Source organism: Algoriphagus aquatilis (genome assembly GCF_042657405.1).
Lineage (GTDB): Bacteria > Bacteroidota > Bacteroidia > Cytophagales > Cyclobacteriaceae > Algoriphagus > Algoriphagus aquatilis.
Map to the genome: position 1 here is coordinate 408,505 of NZ_JBHSKS010000002.1, position 16,038 is coordinate 424,542.

A 16,038-nucleotide genomic window follows, 5' to 3' on the forward strand; every position below is an offset into this window, starting at 1 on the left:
CGAAAACTTCCTGAAAATCAGTTCTAGCGCCACAATTAGGGCAAGTAACTGTTTGGTCACTCATTAAAAAGGTATCCAATTCGTTTTCCATATCTTAAAAGATCAGTAATCAAGAATAATCAAAACTCTTGAAATGAACAAAATCCTTCCCCTCTCCACAGAATACATAACTCCTTCCCGATCGATTGAAATCCTAACGCTAATCAATCAAAAGAAATCAAAATTGATCTATATCTACAATTACGAAGGAACTCATTTTCGCTTTTTTGAATCGCTTTTGAGTCTAATTGCCTTTTTTGAGCAAGGAATTGAACCTAAGATTTCTTTTTTGTCCGAACAGGAATTAGACAAGTTCTTAGAAGGATTTGGTCTTGGAGAATTGTCAACCGAGCTTAATATCAAACTGAATTATCGTTACCGAGATGCAGGAAATTATAAGCGGTTTGGGTCAGTAATTTTTTCAAATCTGAATAGGCTATCTATTGAAAAAGCAACCAAACTGATTCAAGAAAAGCTGATCTCAGAGGAGTTTTTTGTACCCAAAAATTGGAATTTACCTAAGCTTCATTTCCACCATTACGACTCAGAACTTGACCACGACTACCACGAATTTGAATCTTGGGAACTAACGGAGGAAGCGGCTACTGATCAACGAGATGCACGGGTATTTTTAAACAAGATCAAAAAAGGCCTTTAGTGCTGATCGAAAGTTGGCTTCAAACCTTACTGACCTATTCCCGCCCTTTCCTCCGACCGAAAGTAAAAAAACCAACACACGTACATCCCACAGGTCAGCACATGCCAGACCGCATGGCCTTGGAAGAGGGAGTCTGGACCGGTAAAGCGGTCGGCAATATCCAAATCCCGAATCCAAGACCCCAGTATCAAGGCAAGCACTCCTGCTACAAACCAGCGAAGCTGCAAGTACCGACCCGGCGTGAACGTACTCACCCCTGCAAATAGAATCAGTAAACCGCTGAGGTAGCCCGAGATCTCGGCAAAGGAATAGTCCCACTTGTAATAGCTGAAATACACCGAACCAAGGACCGCAGCCATTGACAGCACGGGCCAACTCGGGAGAATTCGGTGGGTTTTGGGCAGGCGCAATTGCGGCAGCCAACTCCCAATAGCCAAGCCTGCAAGACAAATCAGGGTTGCATACATGGCGCCCACGTCGCACTGCTGTCCATAGCGGGTCAGAGAAGCATGAAAAAACCCGCTTCCCAGCCCTAGGTAAATCCCTGCTATTCCAAACAGAAAGGTCTGCACGGGTGTACTCGTCAGGTAGCCTCGCTCGAGTGACCATTTTCGCTTCCAATCATAGATCGAAAGCGCCACTGCATAGAAGCCCAAACATACATAGACGATGTTGGACCAGGTGTTCATCCGAGTGCGGAAGACGCTGTCAGGATAGATCCGCTCACCATATTCAGGCCGGAGAAACTCCTCCGCCGGCACCCAATCCGCCCATACTGCCTGTTGCCGAAGTGTCAGAAAAATGACCACAGCGATCAACAGGACGATCCCTGTCCCTCCGAGTGCTAGTCCGTGGACCCAGCGCGGCAATTGGTCTAGCTTCAATCTGGCCGCCGGCCCGAGTCGAAGGCGCTGTTCGATGGAATCAAGAGATTGAGGCATAGCGGTCTTGGGTTTGGTCTGAAAACTTTGGGTTCAAGTTAGATTTTAATGTGTTTAGTTGGTTTAGGTGCGCAAAATAACAACACCTCGGATTTGGAAAAGAATCAGCTGAGAGATTAGAACAATCATTTTTGGATTTGAAGGATTACAAACCTGTCTTTTTGCTGATCGGTCTTTGAGGAATCACATCTTTTTGTACTTTCCTAGCTTAAGAAATGCCACTGATATGATCGAGTTAATCCAGTCCCATTTTGCCCCAGGCAGCACTTCACTTGCCAGCTCCAAGACCAGAGGGTTTATTTCAGTACCCGGCACTCCCGTAGAGATGCCCTTTACCTTTATTCATGGAGCGTCGCCTGGTAAAGCCATTTTGCTTACCGGCGGTGTCCATGGGGGCGAGTACCCCTGCATCGAAACGGCCATTCAATTGGCCAATGACTTAGACCCTGCAACCGTGTCAGGAATGATTCTGATCATTCATCCCGTCAATCCAGCCGCCTTTTTGGCCCGAATGCAATACTATGGGCCCTATGATGGGAAAAATCTAAACCGGGTTTTCCCCGGCAAAGCCACGGGTACCGTAAGCGAGCGGATTGCCTATCAAGTGAATCAGTTTCAGCAGGCGGCAGATTTTTTCCTCGATCTCCATGGGGGCGATATCCACGAGGCGTTGGTTCCTTTTGTGATTTATTCCAATCTGGGTGGTCCCGAAGTGGCGGAACAGTCGCGCCTTGCTTCTGCCCTGCTCGGCTTTCCCTATGTGGTAGGCTCAGTCTCAGACAACGGTTCCATAGGTGCTGCTGCCACCGTGGGCACACCGGGCTTTTTAGCAGAACTTGGCCAGTGCGGCCGCTGGAATCAGGGCGAGGTCGATCAGTACAAGACTGCCGTGGTGAATGTGCTGCGCGGGTTGGCTGTACTACCGGGAGAGCCCGTGCAGTATGAGGTGGAGTTTTTGGAGAAAATGCTGGTCACTACTGCCACGGCTGATGGATGCTGGTATCCCTCGGTCGCATTGGATGAGGTGGTGAAAAAAGGCCAGAAACTGGGAGAAATACGGGATTTCTTCGGCACGGTGAAAGCGGAGTACCTGTCAGATTCAGATGGTATCGTCCTCTATTTGGTGACTTCACTCGCTATCCTGACGCAAGATCCGCTTTGCGCGATTGGGGTATCTGCCAAGTAAATTGATGGGATCCCATTTCTCATAAAGTAAAGGCGGATTTTACTCCGTCTTTCCCAAAGCTTCAGCCAAAAGCCCATGAAAATGGTGCACGCCTTTTTCCATCTGTGGAGAAAATCGGCCTGTCTGATAGACTCGTGAACTCATCCCGCGAAACACACCCTCGACGACAAACTCATCTTCCCGCTCCACTTTGTCCAAGGCAGCCCCTGCTCCCGTATCGAGCTTGCTTTCGTCGTACACATAGGTCAGAAAACTTACCTTGGTGCGGTTGATTGCAATGGGCTTGACGATATTGATCGAGCAACCCCAAGGGTAAAAGTTGAACATCATGTTGGGAAAAAGCCAAAAGTAGTAGGCGCTGATCTGCTTGCCGTAGTCCTCGTGATCACTGGGAAGATCAAAAACATGCTCCCCGCCCGAGGAATGCCCGACTTGCAGGTTGGCATTTGGGTAGAGGATGGTCTCGTACTTGCCATAATCGAGGACAGCATTGAGGCTGTCATGGACAAAGGGAATGTGAAATCCCTCCAGGTAATTGTCGCAGTAGAGTGCCCAATGGGTATTGACCAGGTAATCTTTGTTACGGCTTTTGTCCTCCCGAAACTGCTCCAAGGGCAGGAAACCCACTTTGCGGTTCATCGCATCCAAGACGGCCTGAAAATCCATCTCTTCATTCAAGGCTGTAAACAGCCACGGTCCCCACTGAAGCAGAGGGAATCGGGTAAGGTCATCGGCTTTTCTCGGGAAGTTTTGTGCCTCCTTAAACTGCGGCATATGCTGAAACTCGCCCTTCAGGTCAAATCTCCTGCCATGGTAGGCGCAGGTAATCTGCCGGGACTTGCCCGGAGCGTGACAGAGAATATTACCACGGTGGGTGCAGACATTGGAAACGCAAGAGAGCTGCCCCTCAGAATTAGTGAGCAGCATGGGTTCCTCCAAGCCAAACTCCAGGAAGGAAAAAGGATGGACCTGCTGAGGCAGTGATACTTTGGTCACGTCTCCTGCATATTGCCAGGTTTTGGCGAAGACTTTTTCGATCAACAGGTCAAAAACCTCCTGAGAACGGTAAAAAGAAGAAGGCAAGGTCTCAGCCTGCGTAATGTCTGGATGAATGAAGAAGGGTTGCAATTATCTTTCTATCTTGATGGCCTGCTAAATTACTCTTTTTAAACCCAATCCCGTCTTTGAACCCTACTGAAAATACGCGATCTCTAGGCTTGGTCACCGTCATTTCCTTGGTGGCGGGGGGTATGATCGGTTCGGGGATATTCACACTTCCTTCGGTTTTGGCACAATTTGGAGGAATCAGCCTCTTAGGTTGGCTGGTTGCTGCTATCGGGGCGTGGATTTTGGCCCAACTGATGAGCGCTTTAAGCAAAGTTATCCCTGAGACGGGTGGTCCCTATGCGTACACCAAAGCCGCTTTTGGAGAACTCCCTGCTTTTGTGGTCGCATGGGGATTTTGGCTGTCTATGTGGAGTACCAATGCGGCAATTGCCCTCACCTTTTCGGGGTATTTTGGGGTCTTTTTCCCTAAAGTCAGCCATTCACCTTGGTTTTCAGTCACGGTTTCACTCTCGGCAATTTGGGGGCTCTCCTTGCTCAACAGCCTTTCCATCCGATCTTCCGGCCATCTGCAGGTAGTCACCACCCTCTTGAAAGTTCTTCCCATTCTGGTGGTCGCTTTTGGAGGAATCATCTTTATCGATCTGGATAATTTTTTCCCATTCAATACCTCCGAGGAATCTTCCATTCAGGCGATTACCACTTCCTCGGTACTTTGCTTTTATGCTTTTATGGGAATCGAGGCTGCTACTATTCCGGCAGGAAACATCAAGCAACCTGAAAAGACCATCTCCAAAGGCACCAAAATCGGGGTGGGTTTGGTGATATTTCTATACCTGTTCAGCTCTTTTTCCCTCTTTGGAGTGCTGTCTCCCGGGGAAGTAGCACAAAGTCAGGCACCTTTCAGTGATGCAGCGAATCTAATTTTCGGAATCAATGCGGGCTATTTGGTGGCAGCCGGAACCTGCATAGCCAGTTTTGGGGCGCTCAATGGTTGGATTCTACTCCAAGGGCAAATCCCCTACTCCATGGCCAAGGACGGCTTGCTTCCCAAGGCTTTGGCTTACAAAAATCATTCAGGTGCTCCGAGTGTAGGCGTGGTGGTCTCCAGTGTGATGATTACGATTTTATTGCTTTTCAATCAAAGTAAAGGCTTCAGTGGCTTGTATGAATTTATGGTTTTGCTGACCACAACCACCTCATTGGCTTTCTATTTCGGAGCAGTAATGGCTTTTGCCTATTTTTCCTACACCGGCCAATTGGGATTTAAACGGGATTGGAAATCCATGGTAGTTAGTCTGCTGGGATTAGGCTTTACGGCTTGGATCTTTTTTGGCGCTGGATGGGATTCGGTACTTTTGGGAGTGCTGGCCTTGCTTTTTGGGATTCCCGTTTTTTGGTTGAGTAAGAGGGGAAGGGATGAGGGGTGACCGATGTCGGATGTCGGATGACCGATGAGGGAAGACAGGAGACGGAAGACCGAAGACGGAAGACGGAAGACGGAAGTGGGGTGACCGATGTCGGATGACCGATGTGGGAAGACCGAAGACGGAAGTGGGGTGACCGATGTGGATTGTGGATTGTGGGTTGACGCTAAGGAGGATCTCGTAATTCGTAAATCGTACTTCGTAATTGAAATGACCGATGTGGGATGTATGATGACGGATGTTGGGTGTGGGTTGACGCTAAGGAGGATCTCGTAATTCGTACTAGGTAAATCCCTATGTGGTAATTCTACTTAGCGAATTAGAGCCTTTGTGCCGATAAATCTTTTTACTTTTCAAACAAGGGCGGGTGCTTTTTGTCAAAGTCTGTAGCTAACTGATACGCTCTAGCAAAAGCCAAAATGCTTCCCTCATCATACAGATTGCCCAACAGGGTAAAGCTGGTAGGTCTACCCTTTTGGTCAAATCCATTGGGCACACTCACGGCCGGATGCCCGGTCAGGTTGGTGATGAGGAGCTGTCTGCCCCGGTTCGAAGGAGCAATGATGACCTCGTATTCTTTAAATAATGCATGCATGGCTTCGATCAGGAGTGCTCGCTGCCGGTTAGCTTGCAGGTATTCCACCGCAGGAATAAACCGCGATTGGCGGAGGGAATTAGCGCGTGACGCTTCCTCTTGCTCGGTGAGCAGATCTACTTCCCCACTCCGTACCAATTCTTCAAAAAATGCACCCGCCTCGGCTCGGAGGATGATGTCAAAGACGTCATAGGGAAAATTGGCAGGCAATTCGATTGGGGCTGGCTCCACTCCCATCGTTTTCAATACTTCCAAGGTAGCTTTGAGGTTAGCACCTGACTCAGTCGTGTCGGATTCGATATCTTTTTTCAGGTAGGCGACCTTCATTTCAGCAGGTGATTTGCTCACCCGATTGAAAGGGGCCTCATTGGTACTCGGGTCCTGGGGATCTTTGCCATAAAGCAGGCTGAAGACGATCTCGCAATCCTCGGCAGATCGGGCAAGTGGGCCGATTTTGTCCATAGACCAGCTGAGGCTCATGGCCCCCTGTCGGCTGATTCGGCCGTAGGTGGGGCGCAAGCCTGTGACTCCTGATCTAGAGGCGGGTGCCGTGATGGAGCCGAGGGTCTCCGTACCGATGGCAAAGGCTACCAAACCCGCGGAGGTGGCTGCACCGGAACCGGCAGAGGAACCACTCGCACCCTGGGTGAGGTCCCATGGATTTTTGGTTTTGCCCCCAAACCAGACATCACCCCTTGCCAGTTCACCCGAAACGAGCTTGCCTAGCAGCACGGCTCCCTCCTCTTCCAAGCGTCTGACCACATAGGCCGTGGCATCAATTACTTGGGTGGAATACGGCGCAGCGCCCCAGGTGGTCGGATATCCGGGAACAGCCAAGAGGTCCTTCACGCCATAGGGAATCCCATGCAGGATGCCCCGGTACTTGCCCGCGGCGAGCTCCTGATCTGCCCGCTGTGCCTGTTTGAGGGCCAGGTCTTCCGTCAGCGTGATCACGCTTTGGAGTTGGCTGTCGTAGCGCTTGATCCGATCCAGGTAGAGCCGGGTCAAGGCCTCAGAAGTGATTTTGCGGTTTTTGATCAGCGAAGCCAACTGCGGAATCGTGTAAAAAGCGACCTCCTGAAGATCAGCAGGCAGACTTACCTCATCCGAGATCTGAAATGGGGGATTCTCTTTTTTCTCAGGAAACTGAAATCCCATGGGTCGTGGATCAAACTGGACTGCAGGTAAGGTCTCGTAAGGAACAGGATAGGCACGAAGGCTGTCATACCCTGATTTATTCTCCTTGAGGTAGTTGTATACCACGTCAATTCGCTCACTTTCAAACTCCAAACCGATCAGTTTTTGGCTGTGTCGGATGTCTTTTTTGGTAAAGCCAGCTTCGTTGGTTTTGCAGGAAAATAAGCCCAAAGCAAAAGCGAGCAGCGCGAAGAAAACGGATGGTTTCACAGGTGGTGGAGTTGATCAAGGAAAGAAAGATTCACCAAAATGGGTTCGATGAGTAAGATAAGGGAAAATCAAAAAATGCAGCAAGGTAATCGTGCTGACCGGAAAAATGGAAGGTCAAGGGAGGGGTAAATCTGGAGGAATAGGAACCTGAAAAATCTGATTACCTAATCAATAAAACTTGAGGTAATCGATCCATAGCTGAAAGCTTCCCTCCTGCTTGTCTGCTAGTATAAATCCTATCCGTTGGATGTCTTTGAGTTGGTTGGGATCGATCCCCTGGCTGATGGTAACTCCCATTCTGCTGATTTCAAGATCTTTCAAGGGAATGGTGAGCGTGACCCAATTTTGGGTTTTGGAACCGAACTTTGCCCGAAACTTGGGAAGGTAAAAGGGGGTGTCTTTTTCGATCAAAATCTCAAACTTCCGATCGGTGTCTGATTTGTATCGGATCTCGCAAAAGCGATATTCCGAAAGGTCGTAATCGCCCAATGGACCTCGGAGCGAGACAAATCCACCGTTATTTCGCAGCGATACCACCCCAGTAAAGAGTAATGCATCTTGGTCCAGTTTGGCTTGAGACTGAGACATCCCACCCATCACTCCGTCATTGATGATGGACCAGCGACCGAAGTTTTTTCCTTCTCCAAAATCAAAAATCAAGGGTTCCTTCATCGTAACTGAGTTGAGTTGAGCGTATAAAAACAAGCCAAGAATAACAGTCCACATGTAACCTAAAGGGCTTTGGGTGTGGGATTGTTTCAAAGTCAGGGAAAAATAGGGAAGTACTCTTTTTTACTAGTTGGCTTTCTGCCGATGACCCACCCTGCCTTGCCACCGCAAAGGTGTTTAGGAGCTTGAGAAGTTTTCCTTCTTAGATGTCCTCAATTTCTCAGGAGAAAAAAGGCATCCCAAGCCAATCTCACCCACCACTTTTACCCCTCTCTTTCCTCTGACCTGAAGTAAAAAAACAAACACACGTACATCAGGCAAGTCAACAGATGCCAGATGGCATGACCTTGAATAAGGGAATCCGGCCCAGTAAACCGATCTGCGATATCCAAATCCCGGATATAGGAACCCAGCACCAACGCCAGGATTCCTGCCACAAACCAGCGGATTTGGAGGTATTTACCCGGCGTAAACGCACTTACCCCTGCAAAGACAAAGAGCAGGCCACTGAGGTAGCCAGACACTTCAGAAAAGGAATATTCCCATTTGTAATAAGTAAAGTAGATGGAAGCAAAAACCACAACCACAGACAATAGCGGCCAACTAAACAGAGTTCGTCGGGTTCTGGGTATCCGGAGCTTTGGCAGCCAACTGCCCAAGGCCAGACCTGCCAGGCAAAGCAGTGTGGCGTACATCCCGCCTACATCGCATTGCTGTCCATAACGGGTCAGGGAAGCATGGAAAAATCCACTGCCCAACCCGAGGTAAATCCCCGCTAATCCAAACAGAAAGGTTTGGATTGGTGCGAAACACAAGTACCCTCGCTCCAGCGTCCAGGTTCGCTTCCAGTCATAAACAGCCAACCCAATCACGTAAAACCCGAAGCAGACATAGAAGATATTTGACCAGGTATTGATCCGAGTGCGAAAAACGCTGTCGGGATAGATCCGCTCTCCGTATTCCGGATGTAGAAACTCCTCAGCGGGCAGCCAATCCGCCCAAACGGGTTGATTTTTGAACATCAGGAAAACCAAAAGAGAAAGCAACAAGACGATAAATGTCCCTCCTAAACCCGTCCAATGAACCCAGTTGGGGAGTTGATCAAGCTTCAATCGCTCCTTGATCGATAGGATCGTTGGCTGATGGTGAGAGTCAATGGGTTCAGGCATTTGGTTTTGGAGAAATAGAAATCCGTGATTGGTTAGGAAAGGGACGTTTCTTAAAGATTACTATCCTTGCGGTGGATTCAGTTATCGGTATCCTAATTTGCCAAAACTTTTCACAAACCTTAGAAAACCTATTTTGTATTTTATGATTATCCGCTTTTCTACGAGTACCCAACTGAGAAAAGGTTTGAAGTACGATTAGAGGTGTTGTGGTCAGTGGACGAATATCCGCAATCTTTAGAACCGATGACCTACTTAGGGGTAAGCTTTCGGATATTCATAGAGAAGGCTCATTTGCCCCCTTCATGGGACAGTTGATCTGCATACGGTCGCACAGTCTGCACCAACTCTAATAAAAACTTTCCTTGCTCTTCCAGAAAAGGCATATGTCCACTGTAATCAAAGGAAATCAGCTTTTTTTGTGGAGCTTGGATGGTTTCAAAATAGGCAGCAGCCGAAGAAAACGGGGTGTGAAGATCATGCCGCCCCATCATTAAAATAACGGGAAGTTGAAGTTCGGTTGGAAAAGGTGCCTGAGCTCCCCGAGGCAGGAGTTTCCGGGTAATCCAAGAAGTACTCTGCTCCAGACTTTCCACTTCTGCTTTGCTGTAGTCCGGAGAGAGCAAAGGCAAGTCAAAATACAGATTCATATCCGGCTTGCCATACCAACCCCCATTAAATACTCGGGACCATTTACGCACGGCAAGCATTTTTCGGATCGGAGTCGAACCATCAGGATTGGGGTAAGGCGCAAGAGATTTCAATTCATCAATAGCATTTTGATTTCCTGACGATTCAGCCAATTGGATTACCGTATCATAAATCACTTTTTCAGGACTTCCGGGGGACATCTGCCCTACACCAAGGTAGGCATGGAGCTTTTGAGGAATCCGGGAAGCCATGCGAACGCCCAAGGAAGAACCATAAGAGTAGCCCATGAGGAAGATCTTTTCTTTATCCAATCGCTCCCTGAGGTGGTCCACAAGGAGGTAAGCATCCTGGATAAGAGTCTGGAAACTCAGCTGCTCTGCCAACAAGGTAGTATCTGAAGACACCCAGTTTTTGCCGGCTCCTCGTTGATCCCAATGGACTACCGTGAAAAACTCCTCCCAAGGGGTCTGGAATGCCCAACTCACTGGCAATAAGGGACTGGCTGGACCACCATGGAGAATCAACAATACCGGATTTGCCTTATCTCTTCCCCGTATGCTGATCCACTGTTTGGCGCCATTGAGGACAATTTGATCCAGGATATCAATTCCTTGAGGCGTGTGAATCTCCCTCAATTCTCCCAAGAGAGATTGGACTTCGTTTGCGGAACTGTGATTGGTTTGAGCTGCGAGCTGAATGCTTGCTAGTGAAAAGAGGAAAACAAAAAGAGTCTTCATAGGGAGATCTGTCTTGAATTTCAAATAAATCGAAGACAATCCATTTTTAAAAATAAGATCGATGGGATAGCCTGTCATTTAGGCAAAAGCCTGTAAGCCTTATCCCGGGACATGGATTTGAAGAGGATGTGTTGACGCTTATGGGCAGGCGATGCGCAGGATTTCCCTGTTCCGAACAAATATTGAGTATCTTGAACCCAATACCCAAAATTGACCATGAGCCCATTGGATTTGCTTTACCGCTACATGCATGCGAGGACAGGTCTTTCCGAACAGGAATTTGAACCGATCGCGGCATGCTTTCAGCCATGCTCCTACAAAACCAACCAGTACCTCCTCCGGGAAGGTGAAGTGTGTCAGCACAATTATTTTGTCACTAAGGGAAGTTTCCGAATGTTTCAGGTGAATGCAGAGGGCATGGAACTGACCCGTTACTTCGCTTTTGAGAATAAGTTTGGCACCAACCTCACCAGCCTGATCGAGGGATCGCCCTCCATAGAAAATCTCCAAGCCATCGAGCCATTGGAGGTGCTTAAGATCTCCAAAAAGGACTTTTTTGACTTGGTAGATAGCAATCCAGCGATCAATAAGATCTATCGAAACATCCTTGAAAATGCCTACATCACGTCTCAAAAGCGGATTTATGACTTACAGGGAATGGCTGCTTTGGATCGCTTACGCTGGCTCTTGGAGCAGTATCCTATGATTTTGACTGGAATTCCCAGTCGGATGATTGCCTCCTATCTGGGCATTACGCCCTACACCTTGAGTCGGCTCAAGGCACAATTGTAGGCGGAAAGTCTTGCCCTAGAGCAAGTTTCGATAAAGCTTGCTGTACTACTTTTGAGGTATTATCTCCCAAACCAATGAGCCCAATATTTACAAACCGTACCATTTGCTTTCTTCTGCCTGTTTTCAGCCTTCTGGGCTTATTTTCACAACCAGTAAAAGCGCAAGGACCTCCTACTCCACCTACCCCTGTGGAATTGATGTTTGGCCATGAGCGATTGGATTTTCAGCTGGTTTTCAAACGGAATTTTGCCCCTCAAAGCAAATTCAGTCTCTTGACCATAGCGGTTTTTTCTGAGAATTATGCCAAAGAAAAGCGCATCGGAGATTCCATGGTGATTCCATTTCAGGTCAATTATGCATTAGGCAAAAAGGGTTTCTCCTTGGCAGCAGGAGCGGAAGCCAACTCGGTGGCTGGCTTCGGAACCACCTTGGGATTGACCCATGGATATGCCAGCAAAAAATGGCTGGCTATCTCCGTGCTCAACTACCAGCTGGGCGAATCCAAAGACATGAAGCTTTTTGGACTCTACGAATACAAGCCACAGCTCAATGAGACCTGGTCTTTTTATTCCAGGCTACAGGTCGTGTATAATTATTCCTTAGCCGAATCGCAGCACAACAGAAGCTTTCTTTACTTGAGAGCAGGGTTGAAAAAGGGTCCAATGGGCTTTGGTCTGGGTGCCAACTTTGATCAGTATGGCCCAGCCAAAATCGCCAGAGACAACTACGGGGTATTCACCCGATGGGAATTTTGACCAAAAGTCAGCAAAAGGAAAAACCTGCCAAAAAATTGAAATTTGGCAGGTTTTTGGTTTTTAACCCAAAAGAAATACGGCGATTGAGTCAAATATCTAGAATGAAAAATTGAACTCAGGGATCGATGCAAAAGCTTCCGCTTACATTGACAAACTGATTATTGAGGGAAGGATATCCATCTCCTGAAGCCTGAAAGCTGTAAGTTCCTGTGATTTTTGGTGACACCGTGAGGATCTTTAACGTACCCATGTTCTTATTTTTACCAAAATCCCGATTGGTTCTCCAGTCATCATTCACGGTTCCATTGAATGCAATCAGTCGACCGACAGCACCTGTACTCGTCAATCCAGTTCCCGTACCGGCATTTCTAAATTCAAGCGTTTTATTAGCCACGAGATTGGATCCAGTCAGCATGATCTGGATGACATATCGAGTGCCACCTGCAGATCCATCCAAAACTAAGGCTACGTCAGAGGCTTTATAATCCGAAAAAATGGTATTCCCAGCTACTCGCTTTCCCGTGCCTGTGGCCGCACCGGATTTAATTTGAGGCCAGTAACTGACCAAATTTTTGGCATCGATGGAATTGACGCAAGAAGTAGAACCTGAGCCTCCGCCTGTGGATCCACCACCACTGCTCCCTCCGCCGCCTGAAATTCCACCGGTTCGCTTGGTGTCGAAATCAATTTCAAATTCATACACCAATTGCTTGATTTGACTAGAATTGGACGCTTTAAATTCGCCTACTGCTGTCAAATTAAAGCTTCCTGTCCCTTCGTAAGTATCTGTAGCTTTTACGGTAAAGTTATTCAAACCACCTATCCCACTGACGGGCGTGTAAATGTTGCTTACCATCGTCATCGCATCGTCGAGGTAATCTTCGATTAGATCAAAACTCTTGTTTTGAGAAGGAACCTTCAAATAATAGGTATCTCCACCAACCGTCATGGTTAGGAAAATGAATTCTTCCGACACAGAAAGTTCTTGAATATTGCCTGTGCTTAGATCTGCTCTGACTCCATCTATCAGCAAATAGCCGTCTGCAATTATTTGCTCCAATGAACCGTCTGCCGAGTTGAATTGAAAAAGATACTCTTTGACTTCACTTTTTAACAACTCACATCCAGTTAAAGGAAGTAGACTAAACAGGATAAATAGACTTTTCGCGAAAAAATATTTTGATTTTTTTGGCAGATCTAAGGTGAAATTTTCAAATAGAAACATGTGGATTTTAAGTAAAGTAAAGGGTGCTTTTTGAGAAGACTAAAGCTCCAAAGTCAATCATATCACAATAATCGGCTCAATTCACTCCAGTGTCCTATACCTATTTTTAGGTAATTTTTTGACTGTTCACTTAAAAAACGATACAGTTTATATATTGGAATCAGATTCACCCAACCCATTTCGAATTGCTTTCTTACTATTTAAGGATTTGTCTCAAATTCTGTTTTGCAGCTCCTAACAAGGTATTTGTACCGGCATCTCTTGCTTTATTGCCGCTAGTGATGGGTTCTTGCGCTAAACTGGATGATCAAAGTCCTCGGTTCAGCGTTTTTTCAAACGAGAACTATTCTGCCAAAGAAGCATGGGCTATTGCCGACACCCTAAAGCAAGAGCTAACCCAGTTTAATCCCGGAATAACTAGCAGCCAATGGTGGCTAGGGCTCACCGTGACCAATCCTACGGATTCAGTTCAACAGCTACTCTTCCTACCGAACAACCCTCATATCAACAAAATCAAGGTTTTCGAAAATGAGTCGAACCTTCTTTCCATAGAATTGGGAGATTTTTTTCCTTTTGAAAAGCGGCCCTTTCCAGATCGGGACTTGATCATTCCATTGAAAATCCCTTCAAACAGCACCAAACATTACCTAATGCTCTTGGATAAGGTGGGCGAAACTTTCCATATCGAACCCGAGGTGATGGATTTTCAAAGTTTCTACAAACGAAAAACCATCGATACATTAGTCATTGGCTTGTTTTTGGGATGGATGGCCATCGTTTTCATTTTTGCAATTTTCTTTTCCACCGAACTAAAATCTTGGAGTGGAGCAGTCTATGCGGCGTATGTATTAACTATTTCCCTTTGGCTGGCTACTCATTGGGGCTTGACTTTCCAATACTTATGGCCTGAGCAGATTGTATGGGTAAGTAAAGCAAGGCCCTTTTTCAACCTCCTGACCAATGTCTTGATCCTTCTTTTGGTGGTCCTGTTTTTTCCTCCAAAGACTACAGGAAAAATGACCGCCAAATTGATCTGGGCAATCCTGATCATCCAGTTGTGCCTTATTCTTTCCATTTTTCTCGAGCCAGACGTATTGGGCAACCCGGAAGCGAAAATCAACCTGCTCCAATTCACCTTGGTCGTCTCCCTTTTTTCTAGTGCATTGGTGTTGTATTATCCCTTTTTGCAATGGAGAGCAAAGGTTCCTTTGGCCGGATATTACTTTTTGGGAATTGCCTTTTTGGTACTTTTTGGTATCATCCTCCAGCTCAACCAAAAGATCCTTCCATTGGGTCTTCCTCACCAACTGGTGGATTTTGGAAGTGCTTTTGGCCTGATGGTGGAGACGGGTATGATTACGGCGGCTTTTGCTCGAAAAGCCTCTTTATTCAAAAAGGAGAAAGAAAAATTGACAATTGCCATTTTGGAAAAGGAAAAGCAGGTTGCGGACCAGTTGATCCAGATGCAGGAGGACGAAAGGCAAAGACTTGGAAGAGATTTGCATGACAGCATCGGAGGCATGCTCGCGAGCTTGTACATCAAAACGGAAACCATCTCTGATCAATATCCAAAAGGCCCTATGGAAGAGTTCAAGCAGCTCATTCAACAAAGCATCCAAGAAGCACGATCACTCAGTCACAACCTCACTCCTCATTATTTGGAAGAAAACGGACTGGAAAAAGTGTTGAAACTCCAGTTGGATTTACTTTCACAGAAATATGGCATCAACTTCAATTTCTATTTCCATATAACTACACCTCTACCCAAATCGCTTCAATTAATCCTGTATCGAATCTCTAATGAGCTCTTGCAAAATATCGTGAAACATTCCCAAGCAAGTGAAGCACTGCTCAGCATTTCAGAACAAGACGGTAAAATCGAATTGATTGCTGAGGATAATGGCAAGGGTTTCGAACTTTTATCCAACTCCAAGGGTATTGGATTGAAGAATATCCGTGATCGAGTGGATTACCTCAGAGGGACGCTCGAGCTAGAAACGAATTCTACAGGCACCACCCTAACTATTAGCATCCCTTTGCATGTTTAATTTCAGCGAATTAAGACTAGTCCACATTGACGATCATTTACTTTTTGCCCAAGGAATCTATTCACTCCTTGGCCAGGAGACCTTCATTGAAGAATTGATTCATGCGGAGAATTTTCAAGAAGGGTTGAAAATTGCTATCCACCATCAACCCGACATCATTCTACTAGACTATTTTTTGCCGGATTCCAAAGGAATAGAATCTATCCGACAGCTTCGCGAAGCCTGTCCTACCAGTAAAGTGATCTTATTAACCATGGAAACCAATCCAGAGGTCATTACTAAGTGCCGAAATGAGGGTGCAGTAGGCTTCCTTCCCAAGTCAATCAGTAAGAAAGAACTTTTGGATGCCTTAAAAAATGTGATGGAAGGAATCCCGACTTTTCCTGCTGTAACTGAAATCAATCCCAAGGTAAACAGGTCTCAATCCAAGCTAAACATTCTCAGCAAGCGTGAAAAACAGATTGCCAATCTGATAGCCGAAGGATTTACCTCGGTAGAAATTGCTGAAAAACTTTTCCTGAGTGACCTGACGGTCAATACACACCGAAGAAACCTGATCCAAAAATTGGGATTGAAAAACTCAGCCCAATTAGTGGCCTTTATCGAAAACCTGAAGTTTTCAGAATAGTGAAAATTCATTGACACTAGGTCATTCCAAATTTCACATCAGGACTTCA

At 46.6% G+C, this 16,038-nt stretch carries 14 protein-coding genes; 7 read left to right on the forward strand and 7 right to left on the reverse strand.

Features of this window, described 5'->3' with window-relative positions; genetic code table 11:
- The first annotated feature begins 133 nt into the window (after positions 1 to 133).
- Positions 134 to 697 carry a hypothetical protein gene (locus ACFPIK_RS04130; RefSeq protein WP_377912506.1) on the forward strand — a complete coding sequence of 188 codons (564 nt, stop codon included), beginning with the start codon at positions 134 to 136 and terminating at the stop codon, positions 695 to 697.
- A 26-nt stretch (positions 698 to 723) separates the two neighbouring features.
- Here the strand turns inward: ACFPIK_RS04130 and ACFPIK_RS04135 are convergent, their stop codons facing one another.
- Positions 724 to 1,638 (reverse strand): ceramidase domain-containing protein, encoded by a 915-nt coding sequence (locus tag ACFPIK_RS04135; RefSeq protein WP_377912508.1) that lies wholly within the window; start codon positions 1,636 to 1,638, stop codon positions 724 to 726.
- 226 nt (positions 1,639 to 1,864) lie between these two features.
- Here ACFPIK_RS04135 and ACFPIK_RS04140 point away from each other — a divergent pair, with 226 nt between their 5' ends.
- The gene (locus ACFPIK_RS04140; protein ID WP_377912510.1) at positions 1,865 to 2,824 is read left to right on the forward strand and encodes a succinylglutamate desuccinylase/aspartoacylase family protein; all 960 of its coding nucleotides are present in this window, start codon (positions 1,865 to 1,867) and stop codon (positions 2,822 to 2,824) included.
- 39 nt (positions 2,825 to 2,863) lie between these two features.
- Here ACFPIK_RS04140 and ACFPIK_RS04145 read toward each other — a convergent pair whose 3' ends face one another.
- The gene (locus ACFPIK_RS04145; protein WP_377912512.1) at positions 2,864 to 3,952 is read right to left on the reverse strand and encodes an aromatic ring-hydroxylating oxygenase subunit alpha; all 1,089 of its coding nucleotides are present in this window, start codon (positions 3,950 to 3,952) and stop codon (positions 2,864 to 2,866) included.
- Between the two features lie 56 nt (positions 3,953 to 4,008).
- Here ACFPIK_RS04145 and ACFPIK_RS04150 point away from each other — a divergent pair, with 56 nt between their 5' ends.
- The gene (locus tag ACFPIK_RS04150; protein WP_377912514.1) at positions 4,009 to 5,319 is read left to right on the forward strand and encodes an APC family permease; all 1,311 of its coding nucleotides are present in this window, start codon (positions 4,009 to 4,011) and stop codon (positions 5,317 to 5,319) included.
- 343 nt (positions 5,320 to 5,662) lie between these two features.
- On the opposite strand, the gene ACFPIK_RS04155 is transcribed toward ACFPIK_RS04150, so the two are convergent.
- From ACFPIK_RS04155 to ACFPIK_RS04170, 4 genes are all read right to left on the reverse strand, one after another.
- Complete coding sequence (locus ACFPIK_RS04155) at positions 5,663 to 7,318, reverse strand: amidase (RefSeq protein WP_377912516.1); 1,656 nt, start codon at positions 7,316 to 7,318, stop codon at positions 5,663 to 5,665.
- A 168-nt stretch (positions 7,319 to 7,486) separates the two neighbouring features.
- Positions 7,487 to 8,044 carry a CIA30 family protein gene (locus ACFPIK_RS04160; protein ID WP_377912518.1) on the reverse strand — a complete coding sequence of 186 codons (558 nt, stop codon included), beginning with the start codon at positions 8,042 to 8,044 and terminating at the stop codon, positions 7,487 to 7,489.
- A gap of 206 nt (positions 8,045 to 8,250) precedes the next feature.
- Positions 8,251 to 9,156, reverse strand: a complete 906-nt coding sequence (locus ACFPIK_RS04165; protein WP_377912520.1) for a hypothetical protein — start codon at positions 9,154 to 9,156, stop codon at positions 8,251 to 8,253.
- A 287-nt stretch (positions 9,157 to 9,443) separates the two neighbouring features.
- Positions 9,444 to 10,541 carry an alpha/beta fold hydrolase gene (locus tag ACFPIK_RS04170; RefSeq protein ID WP_377912522.1) on the reverse strand — a complete coding sequence of 366 codons (1,098 nt, stop codon included), beginning with the start codon at positions 10,539 to 10,541 and terminating at the stop codon, positions 9,444 to 9,446.
- Between the two features lie 216 nt (positions 10,542 to 10,757).
- On the opposite strand from ACFPIK_RS04170, the gene ACFPIK_RS04175 reads away from it, so the two are divergent.
- Together ACFPIK_RS04175 and ACFPIK_RS04180 are read left to right on the forward strand one after the other, a co-directional pair.
- A complete protein-coding gene (locus ACFPIK_RS04175; protein WP_377912524.1) occupies positions 10,758 to 11,333 on the forward strand; it encodes a Crp/Fnr family transcriptional regulator in 576 nt (191 codons plus the stop codon).
- A 74-nt stretch (positions 11,334 to 11,407) separates the two neighbouring features.
- Positions 11,408 to 12,088 (forward strand): hypothetical protein, encoded by a 681-nt coding sequence (locus ACFPIK_RS04180; RefSeq protein WP_377912526.1) that lies wholly within the window; start codon positions 11,408 to 11,410, stop codon positions 12,086 to 12,088.
- Between the two features lie 115 nt (positions 12,089 to 12,203).
- On the opposite strand, the gene ACFPIK_RS04185 is transcribed toward ACFPIK_RS04180, so the two are convergent.
- Positions 12,204 to 13,205, reverse strand: coding sequence for a hypothetical protein (locus ACFPIK_RS04185; protein WP_377912528.1), 1,002 nt, complete (start codon positions 13,203 to 13,205; stop codon positions 12,204 to 12,206).
- Between the two features lie 293 nt (positions 13,206 to 13,498).
- Between ACFPIK_RS04185 and ACFPIK_RS04190 the strand changes: the two genes are divergently transcribed.
- Together ACFPIK_RS04190 and ACFPIK_RS04195 are read left to right on the forward strand one after the other, a co-directional pair.
- A complete protein-coding gene (locus tag ACFPIK_RS04190) occupies positions 13,499 to 15,361 on the forward strand; it encodes a sensor histidine kinase (protein WP_377912530.1) in 1,863 nt (620 codons plus the stop codon).
- Positions 15,354 to 15,989 carry a response regulator gene (locus tag ACFPIK_RS04195; protein WP_377912532.1) on the forward strand — a complete coding sequence of 212 codons (636 nt, stop codon included), beginning with the start codon at positions 15,354 to 15,356 and terminating at the stop codon, positions 15,987 to 15,989. The genes ACFPIK_RS04190 and ACFPIK_RS04195 overlap by 8 nt, the downstream gene beginning before the upstream one ends.
- Positions 15,990 to 16,038 lie beyond the last annotated feature (49 nt).

What these genes read in the sequence shown, in the direction of transcription:
- ACFPIK_RS04165 (WP_377912520.1), bottom strand. Translation starts at nt 9,156, where the DNA reads ATGCCTGAACCCATTGACTCTCACCATCAGCCAACGATCCTATCGATC.
- ACFPIK_RS04170 (WP_377912522.1), bottom strand. Translation starts at nt 10,541, where the DNA reads ATGAAGACTCTTTTTGTTTTCCTCTTTTCACTAGCAAGCATTCAGCTC.
- ACFPIK_RS04140 (WP_377912510.1), top strand. Translation starts at nt 1,865, where the DNA reads ATGATCGAGTTAATCCAGTCCCATTTTGCCCCAGGCAGCACTTCACTT.
- ACFPIK_RS04195 (WP_377912532.1), top strand. Translation starts at nt 15,354, where the DNA reads ATGTTTAATTTCAGCGAATTAAGACTAGTCCACATTGACGATCATTTA.
- ACFPIK_RS04130 (WP_377912506.1), top strand. Translation starts at nt 134, where the DNA reads ATGAACAAAATCCTTCCCCTCTCCACAGAATACATAACTCCTTCCCGA.
- ACFPIK_RS04175 (WP_377912524.1), top strand. Translation starts at nt 10,758, where the DNA reads ATGAGCCCATTGGATTTGCTTTACCGCTACATGCATGCGAGGACAGGT.
- ACFPIK_RS04180 (WP_377912526.1), top strand. Translation starts at nt 11,408, where the DNA reads ATGAGCCCAATATTTACAAACCGTACCATTTGCTTTCTTCTGCCTGTT.
- ACFPIK_RS04160 (WP_377912518.1), bottom strand. Translation starts at nt 8,044, where the DNA reads ATGTGGACTGTTATTCTTGGCTTGTTTTTATACGCTCAACTCAACTCA.
- ACFPIK_RS04135 (WP_377912508.1), bottom strand. Translation starts at nt 1,638, where the DNA reads ATGCCTCAATCTCTTGATTCCATCGAACAGCGCCTTCGACTCGGGCCG.